The 11,274-nt window shown below is 65.0% G+C and carries 8 protein-coding genes; 3 read left to right on the top strand and 5 right to left on the bottom strand.

What is annotated here, in order from left to right:
- Positions 1–117: 117 nt before the first annotated feature.
- Both AC3WVS_RS01040 and AC3WVS_RS01035 read right to left on the bottom strand, forming a co-directional pair.
- Positions 118–2,448 carry an FdhF/YdeP family oxidoreductase gene (locus tag AC3WVS_RS01040; protein WP_492316994.1) on the bottom strand — a complete coding sequence of 777 codons (2,331 nt, stop codon included), beginning with the start codon at positions 2,446–2,448 and terminating at the stop codon, positions 118–120.
- A gap of 153 nt (positions 2,449–2,601) precedes the next feature.
- Positions 2,602–3,510, bottom strand: coding sequence for a LysR family transcriptional regulator (locus tag AC3WVS_RS01035; RefSeq protein ID WP_436223262.1), 909 nt, complete (start codon positions 3,508–3,510; stop codon positions 2,602–2,604).
- 152 nt (positions 3,511–3,662) lie between these two features.
- Here AC3WVS_RS01035 and AC3WVS_RS01030 point away from each other — a divergent pair, with 152 nt between their 5' ends.
- Both AC3WVS_RS01030 and AC3WVS_RS01025 read left to right on the top strand, forming a co-directional pair.
- On the top strand, positions 3,663–4,844 hold the full coding sequence (locus AC3WVS_RS01030; protein ID WP_492316993.1) for a M20 aminoacylase family protein: 1,182 nt from the start codon (positions 3,663–3,665) through the stop codon (positions 4,842–4,844).
- 26 nt (positions 4,845–4,870) lie between these two features.
- Positions 4,871–5,881: a tripartite tricarboxylate transporter substrate binding protein gene (locus AC3WVS_RS01025; protein WP_492316992.1), complete on the top strand. Its 1,011-nt coding sequence runs from the start codon at positions 4,871–4,873 to the stop codon at positions 5,879–5,881.
- A gap of 21 nt (positions 5,882–5,902) precedes the next feature.
- Here AC3WVS_RS01025 and AC3WVS_RS01020 read toward each other — a convergent pair whose 3' ends face one another.
- Positions 5,903–6,676, bottom strand: a complete 774-nt coding sequence (locus AC3WVS_RS01020) for a dienelactone hydrolase family protein (RefSeq protein ID WP_492316991.1) — start codon at positions 6,674–6,676, stop codon at positions 5,903–5,905.
- Between the two features lie 79 nt (positions 6,677–6,755).
- The gene (locus tag AC3WVS_RS01015) at positions 6,756–7,568 is read right to left on the bottom strand and encodes a helix-turn-helix domain-containing protein (RefSeq protein WP_492316990.1); all 813 of its coding nucleotides are present in this window, start codon (positions 7,566–7,568) and stop codon (positions 6,756–6,758) included.
- Between the two features lie 223 nt (positions 7,569–7,791).
- Between AC3WVS_RS01015 and AC3WVS_RS01010 the strand changes: the two genes are divergently transcribed.
- Positions 7,792–9,009 carry a polysaccharide pyruvyl transferase family protein gene (locus AC3WVS_RS01010; protein ID WP_492316989.1) on the top strand — a complete coding sequence of 406 codons (1,218 nt, stop codon included), beginning with the start codon at positions 7,792–7,794 and terminating at the stop codon, positions 9,007–9,009.
- 129 nt (positions 9,010–9,138) lie between these two features.
- Here the strand turns inward: AC3WVS_RS01010 and oxlT are convergent, their stop codons facing one another.
- Complete coding sequence (oxlT, locus tag AC3WVS_RS01005; protein WP_492316988.1) at positions 9,139–10,458, bottom strand: oxalate/formate MFS antiporter; 1,320 nt, start codon at positions 10,456–10,458, stop codon at positions 9,139–9,141.
- Positions 10,459–11,274 lie beyond the last annotated feature (816 nt).

Raw genomic sequence — 11,274 nt, 5'->3', positions numbered from 1 at the left:
AAATTGATGCAGCGCTTGCATGCTGTCGGTTTTCTCCCCTCTCCCGCTGCGCGGGAGAGGGGAGTGTTCGCGAGGGGTAATGGCTAGCGTTCGCGGCGGTGGTGCACGAACGCAGGATCAGCCTGCCACAGCCGCGGGCTGGCGACGGGACGGCGTCAGCAACACCGGCACCGACTTCGACGTGGGCGTGCCGCAGCCATCGCCCGTGCTTTCCAGCGGCACCAGCGGATTGGTCTCGGGGTAGTAGGCCCCCAGGCAGCCTTGCGGGATGTCGTATTCGACCAGCACGAAGTCCTCGACCTGGCGCTGCACGCCGTCGTCCCAGACACTGGTGATGTCGACGTGCTGGCCCGCCTTCAGGCCAAGCCGCGCCAGGTCAGCGGGGCTGATGAAGACCACCCGGCGCAGGCCGAACACGCCGCGGTAGCGGTCGTCCAGGCCGTAGATCGTGGTGTTGTACTGGTCATGCGAGCGCGTCGTCATCATCACCATCAGCTTGTCGCCATACTTCTGGCGGGCCCGGCTGATGGGAGTGTCCTTGTCGATGCGGTTGACCAGGAACTGCGCCTTGCCCGACGGCGTATGCCAGACCCGGTTGCATGCCGCCGGCGTCAGGTGGAACCCGCCCGGCACCGCAACGCGCGCGTTGTAGCTCTCGAAGCCGTCGATCACCTGCTCGATGGCGTCGCGGATGCGGGCGTAGTCCTGCGCATACCAGAGCCAGTCGATCTTCTCCGAGCCCAGCGTGGCGGCTGCCATGCGCGCGACGATGGCAATCTCCGACAACAGGTGCGGCGACGCCGGCGCGTTCATGCCAAACGAGATATGGACCATGCAGACCGAGTCCTCGACCGTCACGCCCTGCGCCACGCCGTCCTGCTGGTCGATCTCAGTGCGGCCCAGCGTCGGCAGGATCAACGACTCCTTGCCGTGCACCAGGTGGCTGCGGTTGAGCTTGGTGGCGATATTCACGGTCAGGTCGCACTGGCGCAGGGCCTCGAAGGTGCGCGGCGTATCCGGCGTGGCAGTGGAGAAATTGCCGCCCAGGCCGACAAAGACCTTGACCTTGCCCTCGAGCATCGCCGAGATGGTATGGACCACGTCATAGCCATGCTTGCGCGGCGGCTCGAAGCCGAAGGCGGCCTGCAGGCGGTCCAGGAATTCCGGCTCGGGCTTCTCTTCGATACCCACCGTGCGGTCGCCCTGCACGTTCGAATGCCCGCGCACCGGCAGCAGCCCGGCGCCGGGGCGGCCGATGTTCCCGCGCATCATCATCAGGTTGGACAGGATCTGCACCGTCGGCACTGAGTGCTTATGCTGCGTCAGGCCCATGCCCCAGCAGGCGATCACGCGCTTGCCCCTGGCGTAGACCTGGGTCAGCGCATCGATATCTTCCTGCGGCACGCCCGACTCGGCGACGATGTCGGCCCAGCTCTCCGCGCGCAGGTCTTCGATGAAGTCGCCGAAGCCGATGGTGTGCTCGCGCACGAAATCCACGTCGATCAGGCGCTCGCGGCCGTGCCGGATGGCCTCTTGGTCGAGTTCGTCCAGGCGCTTGGCCATGCCCTTGATCAAGGCAAAGTCGCCGCCCAGCTTGGGCTGCACGAACATCGAGGCGATCTTGGTGCTGGAGCCGGTCAGCATCTCTACCGGGTGCTGCGGGCTGGTAAAGCGCTCCACCCCGCGTTCGCGCAGCGGGTTGATCGAGACAATGGTGGCGCCGCGCCGCGCGCACTCGCGCAGCTCGCCCAGCATGCGCGGATGGTTGGTGGCCGCGTTGTGGCCGAACAGCAGGATGGTGTCGGCATGCTCGAAGTCATCCAGCACCACGGTGGACTTGCCCACGCCGATGGTCGGCGGCAGGCCCCGGCTGGTGGCCTCGTGGCACATGTTCGAGCAGTCGGGGAAGTTGTTGGTGCCATAGGCACGCACGAACAGCTGGTAGAGGAATGCAGCCTCGTTGCTGGCGCGCCCCGACGTATAGAATGCCGCCTGGTTCGGATCCGGCAGCGCACGCAGGTGGCGCCCGATCAGCGCAAAGGCCTCGTCCCAGGCGATCGCACGGTACTTGTCGGTCTGCGCGTCATAGACCATGGGGTGCGTCAGCCGCCCGTGCTGCTCCAGCTCATAGTCCGTCTGCGCCATCAGCGACGTCACCGTGTGCTGCGCAAAGAACTCGGGGGTCACGCGCATGCTGGTGGACTCGGCGGCCACGGCCTTGACGCCGTTCTCGCAGAACTCGAAGGTGGAGGCGTGCTGCCGGTCCGGCCAGGCACAGCCGGGGCAGTCGAAGCCATCGGCCTGGTTCTGCTTGAACAGCATCTTGTACTTGCCACCGGCAACCTTCTCCTTGATCAGGTTGATGGCAACGTACTTCAGCGCACCCCAGCCGGCGGCGGGGTGGGTGTAGGGGGCGATGTGGCCTTTTTCAGGGGTCGGGGAGCTCATTGGCGTGGTGTCCTGTAACGACGGGGGCGCTGTCCGGCGGCCTGCCAGTGCTGTGACGGGCGGGGACCGGATCGTTGCGGTGTCACCAGATTAGATTTCCCGGGTGCCCCCGGGTACATACAAAGGGGCGCTTGCCCGGGGAGTACAGTTGCTTCAGACCAGCGGGAACGCCTTCACCAGGTGCCGCAGCAAGCTGTCAGCCACCGGGGACAGGTGCCGGCCGGCCCGGGTGATGATGTGGATGCGGCTGTTGTTCAGGATGGGATTGGCCAGCGGCAGCGACACCAGTTGCCTGAACTGCGGCTCCTTCAGCGCCACCGAGCGTGCCGTCATGATGTAGCCCAGCCCCATCGCTGCATATTCCCACAGCACCTTGAACGAGTTGGTGACAAGCATCGGCTTCAGGGTGACGTGCTCGTCCAGTTCCGCCGCCTGGATATGCTTGCGCACACCAAACGATTCCGTCAGCGCCGCTCCCTGGTGCGGCGCCAGGTCCGCCAGCGTCAGCGCGCGGCGTCTGCGCGCCAGCGGATGGTCTTTGCGCACATGCACGCGGATCGGCGACAGCCGTGAATAGTGCGAGCGCAGGCGCACATCGTCGGGCGGCTGAAAGACGAAGCCGATATGCGCCAGGTCCTCCAGGATATGCCGGACCGTTTCATCGGTGCCGGCCACCTGGATGCTGCAGCTCACGTCCGGATGCTTGCGCAGGAAGCCCTGCAGCACGGGCTCCAGCACCAGGTCGACGAAGCCTTCGCCAAAGACCAGCTCCACGTGGCCGCGCCGCGCATTCTTCAGGTTGTTGACCTCGGCCAGGAAGGTATCGTTCAGGTCCTGCTGGCGCCGGGCAAACAGCGCCAGCAGGCGCCCGGCATCGGTGGCGACAACACCCCGCCCGCGCCGCTCAAGCAAAGTCAGCCCGGTGTCCTGCTCCAGTTTCGCCACGGCGCGGCTCACCACCGACGGGTCCAGCTCAAGCACCTCGGCCGCGCCGCGCACCGTGCCGGTCTCGATGATCTGCAGCAAGCACAGCGCCCGCTTGCGGTCCAGCACATCTTCCATGTCTTCCTCCTCTGGCTCGCGACGCCGCCTCGGGACGGCAGCGCGGATTTTTTAATGTTGCAAATTATGCAACGTTTCTCCCTCATCATTGTCATGGTTTCGGCAAGCGCCTGCGTGGAGAATGCTGTGGACGACCACGCTCCGATACCGCCATGAACCAGGCCCCGCTTGCCGATCTGCACCAATCCATCCAGACCCTGTCGCCGGAGTTCGTTGAGATCCGCCGAAAGATCCATGCGCACCCCGAACTGGCCTTTGAAGAGCGCCAGACCAGCGACCTGGTCGCCGGGCGGCTGGCGGCATGGGGCTACGAAGTGCATCGCGGCATGGGCACCACCGGTGTCGTGGGCAGGCTCAGGAAGGGGCAAGGCAGCAAGGCGCTGGGCATCCGTGCCGACATGGACGCGCTGCCGATCCAGGAAAAGACCGGCCTGGACTACGCCAGCACCATCGCCGGCAAGATGCACGCCTGCGGCCATGACGGGCACACGGCGATCCTGCTGTGCGCCGCCAGGTACCTGTCCGAGTCCGTTGATTTCAATGGCACGCTCAACCTGATCTTCCAGCCGGCCGAGGAGAACGAAGGCGGTGCGCTGCGCATGCTGGAGGATGGGCTGTTCGAGCAATTCCCCTGCGACGAGATCTATGCGCTGCACAATTCCCCGGGTCTGCCGGTCGGCCAGATCGGGGTCATCGCCGGCCCTGCCATGGCCTCGTTCGACCGCGCCACGGTCACGCTGCGCGGCCGCGGCGCCCATGGCGCCATGCCCCATCATGGCATCGACGCCATGCAGTGCGCCGCCAGCATCGTGCTCGGACTGCAATCGATCGTCAGCCGCGAGATCGATGCGCTCAAGTCGGCGGTCATTACCGTGGGCTCCATCCAGGCCGGCACGACCTACAACGTCGTGCCCGATAGCGCGACGATCAAGATCGGCGTGCGCACGCTGGACCCCCAGGTGCGCACGCTGGTCGAAGCGCGCATCAGCGAATTTGTAGCCGCCCAGGCCCAGAGCTTCCGGCTGCAATCCGAGGTCGTCTACGAACGCAAGTACCCCGTACTGGTCAACCACGACGCGCAGACCGAGCGCGCCCGCCAGGCCGCGATCCGGCTGGTGGGCGCGGACAACGTGGTCGAGCGCCCGCCGGTGATGGGGAGCGAGGACTTCGCCTACATGCTGGAACACCGGCCCGGTGCCTACATCCGGCTCGGCAACGGCCTCGGTGAAGATGGTGGTTGCATGGTCCACAACCCCTTGTACGACTTCAATGACAAGGCCCTGCCTGTCGGCGCCGCATTCTGGGCGCACCTGACGCAAAGCTATCTGGTTTGAACAACTATTCTTCGGGGACATCCACCATGGCTTCACTGAACCGCCGCCGCTTCCTTCAATACGCCGGTCTTTCCGCCGGCACCTCCGTGCTGGCCAGCCTGCCGGCCTTTGCCGCAGACAACTTCCCCGCCAAGTCGCTATCCCTGGTGGTGCCCTACCCGGCCGGTGGTGCGAGCGACACTTCGGCGCGCATCTTCGGGGAATCCATCAGCAAGAGCGTCGGGCAGCAGGTGGTCGTCGAGAACTACGGCGGCGGCACCGGGCTGATCGGCGCCAACAAGGTGCTGGGCGCGCCGGCCGATGGCTACACCTTCTTCCACGGCTCGATCAACGAGGTCTTCCTGGCCCCCATGCTCAACCCGGCGGCGCGCTACAAGCCGCAGGACTTCCAGCTGGCCGCGCCCATCAGCGACGCCAACATCGTGCTGATGGTCAGGAACGGCATTGCCGTGGATACCCTGGACAAGTTCCTGGACTATGCGAAGCAAAGCAAGGGCAAGCCGCTGACCTACGCCACGGTCGGCATCGACTCCATCTATCACCTCATGGGCGATGCCCTGGCTGCCCGGCTCGGCGTGCCCTTCCTGCACGTGCCTTACAAGGGCGGCGCACCAGCGCTGCAAGGGCTTGCCGGCGGCGAGGTCGACTTTGCCATCCTGCCCTACCAGTCCAGTTTCGACAGCATGCAGCAACAGGGCCGGCTGAAGGTGCTGAGCAGCTTCGCCAAGGCCCTGCCCCCGGCGCTCAAGCATATTCCGCTGATCTCGCAAAGCCGCCTGGTGCCCGACTTCGAGTACTCGATCGGCGGCGGCTACTTCGTCAGGCAGGGCACGCCCGCGAGCCGGGTGGCGGTGCTGCGCAAGGCGATTGGCGAAGCCCTGGCCAAGCCCGAGATCCGGGCCAAGCTGGAAGCCGAGGGACGTACGGTCGCACAGCCAATCAACAGCCAGGAGCAGGCGAATCAGGTCTTCGACCAGTACCTGGGACGTGTCACGCAACTGATCCGGAACGTGGGCCGCAAGACCAACGCGTCCTGAAGTCATGTCGCAGCGCGCGCCTTAGCTGGCCGGCCAGGCTGCCTTGGGTGACACACCCGCGGCAAGCCGTTCCGCCAGGAAGGCCTGCATTGCCGCCCAGGACCGGCGGTCCGCCGCCGCATCATAGGCAATGCCACGTTCCGGAAGATTCGCCCCCTCGAACGTGAATGCGTGCCGGGCATGGCCATAGGCATGCAGCTGCCAGTCCGCGCCGGCGCCGGTCAGCTCCACTGCAATGCCGAGAACGTCGTTCGGCGGCGCGACCGGGTCTTCCCAACCATGCAGGAGCAGGATGCTGGAGGTGATGGGTGCTTGCGGGCCGATCCGCGGCGGGTGGAGCACCCCGTGAAAGCTGACGGTAGCCAGCAGGTTCGCCGGGGCCGCGCGCGCCAGGTCCAGGGCGCACAGGCCGCCGAAGCAATACCCGAGCGCAGCCATGCGCTGTGCATCGACCCCGGGAAACCTGGTGGCCGCATCGAACCCGGCCAGCAGGCGCCGGCGCAACAAGCGGCGATCGGCCATCATCGGGCCCATGAGATGCGCGTTGTCTCCCAGCTCGTCACCACGGACGCCCTTGCCGTACACGTCTGCGGCAAAGCAGATGTAGCCCAATGCCGCAAGCCGGTCGGCGCAGCGGCGCATCGCGGCGTTGAGTCCGCTCCATTCGTGCGCCAGCAGCACGCACGGCGTGCGTTGCGCCAGCCCGGCGGGCCGCGCTACATACCCTTCGAAGACAGTCGTGCCATCCGTGTACTCGACCAACGATCGTTCCAGCGGCAGATTCCCAGCGTCCATAGCATTCTCCTTTCGAGCCGCCAGCATGCGGCAGGCGGGGAACGCTGTATTGAACGTTTGGGACGCCAGGTGTTGCGCGTCAGAGATAGAACGCCGGGGCATCGTCTGGCAGGCGTCCGAAGTACTCGGCAAGCGGCGATGGCCCGTTGCGCGCATAGTCGCCCGGCGTCTGGGCCAGGCGCCGCCGCCAGCTCCGGATCTGATGCGGCTGGTCGCTATAGCCTGACAGCGCGTCGCCCTCGCCGCGCTGCACGGCCTGGATGCTGGACTGCAATCGCTCCAGGTCCATCAGCTGCTTGGGGCCGAGGCCAAGGTGCCGCTCGAACCAGCGGTTCAGCAGGCGCCGGTTGACGGCGGTCAGGCTGGCGACTTCCTGCACCTGGCGTCCCTGGCGCAGCAGCGCATGCGCCGCCCTGATCGTCGCCAGTTCCGCAGCCGGCCGGATAGCCGTCATGCGCCGCAGCAACCACGCGTCCAGCCGGCAGGCAACCCGCGCCGGCGTCCAGGCGGCGCTCAGGTCGGCACTGAGCGCATGGGCCGCGCCGTCCCCAAGGTATCCGGCGAGGTCCAGCAGCTGGTCCTTGCAGTCCGGCCCAATGCCGGGGAACAGCCGCGCCAGGCCCGCGCCACTCAGCATCGCCATGACGAAATAGGTGTCCGGCCACGACCGCCATTGCCGGCTGGTCGACTGGAAGCCCAGCAGCGAGACCTGCGGCACGGTCTGGCCGCCCTCCATCGCATTCGGGCGCCCGAAGTTGACCGAGAGCACCGCCCCGGGGTACGGGCAGGTCATGATCCGCCTGCCCGCGTAAACACCCGCCAGGTCCTCGACGAACCAGTAGCCGTTGACGTAGGGCGCCAGGGCGGCGCAAGGAGCAATCACCTGGAACATAGCGGACGTGTCGTGGCATGCGCCGGGAACAGGACAGCCGTACCTTTATCACAAGGCGCGCCGCCGCGGCGCCCACCGTCAGCCGGTCCCTCGTCCAGCACTGCCTTGGTGGCCGAAGCCACTTGCGATGGGCGGCTTTGGGGATTCTAATCCTACGGAGGAGGCGTCCCGAGGGGGGTCCCATGGGCAAGTTACAATATGCGGATCTGAGAACGTTGACGCCATGCCAGCCTCGCAGTCAGGAAGCACCGGCTTGCCCATGATCCTGTTCGGCGCTTTCGATCGCCACAACTTCGGCGACCTCCTTCTGCCGCATGTGATACGAAGCCTGATCGGGCAGGCCAACCCGTTCTACGGGGGCCTGGCCGAGCGCAACCTGAGAATCCATGGCGGCCATCGGGTCCACACCCTGGCGCGGCTGGCAGCCACCGTGGGCGACAGCGCCGTCGATGTCATCCATGTGGGTGGCGAAACCCTGACCTGCTCGCTCTGGGAGGCGGCCGTGATGCTGCAGCCGCCCGAGCAGGCCCCGACGGTGGTGGCGCTGCTCGATGCCCGGCCGCACGAGCGGACGGCCTGGGCCCAGGCGCAGTTGGGCGTACGGGACCTGGTCCCCTACCTGTTGCCGGCCGGTATCTTTGCCAATGTCCGGCGTGTCATTGTCCACGCCGCCGGCGGCATTGAACTGGGATCGGTTGAGCCTGCCATGCGGGCCGAGGTGGTGGCCAAGCTCGGGGCCGCCACCAGCGTCGGGGTACGGGACCATCAAACCCGGGCCATGCTCGCGCAGAACGGCATTGCCTGCCGACTGGAACCCGATCCGGCCGTGCTGGTGGCCGAGCTGTTCGGCGACCGCATCCGCCGGCGCGCCCGCCAGGGCGAGTGCGCCCGCATCGTGTCAGGGCTCTCGGGCGGGTACCTGGCCGTGCAGTTCAGCGCGGATTTTGGCGACGACGATACCCTTTCACAGCTGGCGGCCCAGCTCGAACGTATCGCCCGGGCCAGGACCCTGGGCGTGGTCCTGTTTCGCGCCGGCGCCGCGCCCTGGCACGACGACCTGGCTTGCTACCAGCGCCTGGCGGCACGGCTGCGCGGCACGCCTGTGGTCCTGTTCGACTCGCTCAATCTATGGGATATCTGTGCGCTGATTGCGCGCAGCCGGGGCTTTGTCGGCAGCAGCCTGCACGGCAGCATTGTCGCCGGCGCCTTTTGCCTGCCACGGCTTGGCCTGCTCCGGCCCGCACAAGCTCCTGGCACCAGCAAGCAAGTCGCCTTTGCCGCCGCCTGGGGCGCGGCCGGGGCGCCGGCCGCGGTGACCGTTCAGGATCTTGCGGCCGGCCTGGACGAAACGATGGCAACCCGGACCGCGCAGCGTAGGGAATTGGCGTCGGAATGGGCCAAGGCATGCAGGACCGCATTCCAGCTGGTTCAGGAGAACTAGTGCCCTCCCGCGAGGTACCGGCTTGCCGGCAGAAGCGCCCGCCCGAGACGCAAGTCCCCGGTAGACGAAAAAAGCGGGCTTCCGAAGAAGCCCGCCCGGTTTGCTGCTAAACGCCTGTGTATCTGCCGGTCAGGCTGGCACCTGCGTCCCCGCCGCCGCCTTCTCCTTCGAGAAGAGACTCCTGGAGGTAGCAACATGGCTGGCCAGCACCGGCCGCAAGACCATGATCGCCAGGAAGGCCGCGCTCAGGTCCATGGCCGCAACCGTGTAGAGGACCGTCGACCAGGTGCCGCTCGCCTCCATCATCAGGTTGCCGACCGGCACGAACAATGCGCCGATACCCTTGGCCGTGTAGAGCACGCCGTAGATCTTGCCGATGTGCTTGGTGCCGAAGGCATCGCCGGCCAGTGCCGAGAACAGCGAGTAGACCTCGCCCCAGGCCAGGAACACCACGCCCGACAGGATCAGGAAGGCGTACGGGTTGCTGCCGAAGTAGCCGAGCGCGATGATGCCAAGGCCTTCCAGGGTGAAGGCGATGACCATGGTCTTCTCACGGCCGATGTTGTCCGAGATCCAGCCGAACAATGGACGCGAGATGCCGTTCATGATCCGGTCGAGCATCAGCGCGAGCGGCAGTGCGGCCATCACGAAGAAGTGCAGGTCGACCTTGAACTCCTTCACACCCAGGTCCTTGGCGATGACGCCAAGCTGGGCCACGGCCATCATGCCGCCGGTGACGACCAGGATGAACATCACAAACATCAGCCAGAACAGCTTGGTGGACATCGCTTCCTTGAGCGTGTAGTCGCGCGTGGCCTGGACCAGCTTCTGCGATGCCTTCACCTCGCTGCCCTTCGGTGCGCGCAGGAACCACGCCGCGACAAAGGCGAGGCCGCCCTGCAGCAGGCCGAAGAACAGGAAGGTGTGCTGGAAGCCCTGCGACTCGATCATGGCCGCGATGGGCAGGATGGTCGCCGCGGAACCGGCGCCGTAACCGCCCGCGGTCAGGCCCACGGCAAGGCCACGGCGGTCCGGGAACCACTTGAGCGCGTTGTTGATGCAGGTGGCGTAGATCGAGCCCACGCCAAGGCCGCCAACGGCTGCGCCGACGTAGAAGCCCATCAGGGTAGTGGCCTGGGAGTTGATGCACCATGCCGCGCCGATGAAGACCGCGCCGAAGGCGACCATCATGCGCGGGCCGAACTTGTCGATGAAATAGCCTTCGATCGGCGCCAGCCAGGTCTGCACAAGGACGAAAACGGTGAAGGCGATCTGGATGCTGGCGCGCGACCAGCCGTAGGTACCCTGGATCTCAGGGACGAACAAGGTCCAGGCGTACTGGATATTGGCGGTGGCGATCATGCAGACCACACCGACAATCAATTGCAGCCAGCGTGTGCCTTCCGGGACCTGGCGATTAGCGCCCAGCGCTGCCGATGGATTACTCATTTGCGCGCTCCTTGAATCATTTGGCCATTCAATTGCGGGAATGCGGGCGGGTATGCGGACGCACTGCGCCTCAGCATAAGGGTGGCTGCTGGCATTTCATGTCTCCTGTGTCATTGGCATTTATTTGCCTCTTATTCCGACGCCGACCTGAGGTCTCCGCCCTCACCTCTCTCAAGTTCGGAGTGGCGATGGGATACACAGTATGTGATATATCAAGTAAGTCAAGCGAAAGGGATGGCAGGGTTTTCACTGAATTTATGATGGCTTACGATGGGTTCTGGATATTCACGCTGAATATGCATCATCGACACGGGAAGAGGCTCTTGCCTGGCACTGCCGGATACCCATGAAATCCTTTACTGGAGCCACTTCTAGGCGAATCGCTGTCGATAGATGAGGGTTCGTTTTGAATGGATGAGCAAAAGGACTTAAATCTCATCATTACGAATTTGTCATATTTGAAAGTGATCCTTCCGGCCAGGTAGCCATGATTACGAAAATGTCATGATTACAGAAATGTCATGATTTTGACTGCGCCGGATGATGAGCAAAATAAATCAGAGCGATTAATACCGCATAAGCAGACCCACGCCCCCAAAAAAAATGCCCGCAGGCAAGCCTGGCGGGCGTAGGCATGATGCGTGACATCAGCCGCAGCATGTAGATGGAGTTATAGGCGATTATTGGAGCCGGGCAAATAAATAAAAACGCTTAGTCCGTGGTCGCGGCCAGGAACTCTCGAAAACCCTGACGGATTTGCCGGAAAAACCTGAATGCCATTTGGGCAGATTCAGAAGATGGCATTTTTGTCATGCG

This window comes from Cupriavidus sp. CPT47-8839-RL05A, from assembly GCF_058792255.1.
This window is presented reverse-complemented; position numbering and strand designations above follow the sequence as displayed.

Coding starts and splice junctions, on each gene's coding strand:
- AC3WVS_RS01040 (WP_492316994.1), bottom strand. CDS start 2,448: ATGAGCTCCCCGACCCCTGAAAAAGGCCACATCGCCCCCTACACCCAC.
- AC3WVS_RS01035 (WP_436223262.1), bottom strand. CDS start 3,510: ATGGAAGATGTGCTGGACCGCAAGCGGGCGCTGTGCTTGCTGCAGATC.
- AC3WVS_RS01030 (WP_492316993.1), top strand. CDS start 3,663: ATGAACCAGGCCCCGCTTGCCGATCTGCACCAATCCATCCAGACCCTG.
- AC3WVS_RS01025 (WP_492316992.1), top strand. CDS start 4,871: ATGGCTTCACTGAACCGCCGCCGCTTCCTTCAATACGCCGGTCTTTCC.
- AC3WVS_RS01020 (WP_492316991.1), bottom strand. CDS start 6,676: ATGGACGCTGGGAATCTGCCGCTGGAACGATCGTTGGTCGAGTACACG.
- AC3WVS_RS01015 (WP_492316990.1), bottom strand. CDS start 7,568: ATGTTCCAGGTGATTGCTCCTTGCGCCGCCCTGGCGCCCTACGTCAAC.
- AC3WVS_RS01010 (WP_492316989.1), top strand. CDS start 7,792: ATGCCAGCCTCGCAGTCAGGAAGCACCGGCTTGCCCATGATCCTGTTC.
- oxlT (WP_492316988.1), bottom strand. CDS start 10,458: ATGAGTAATCCATCGGCAGCGCTGGGCGCTAATCGCCAGGTCCCGGAA.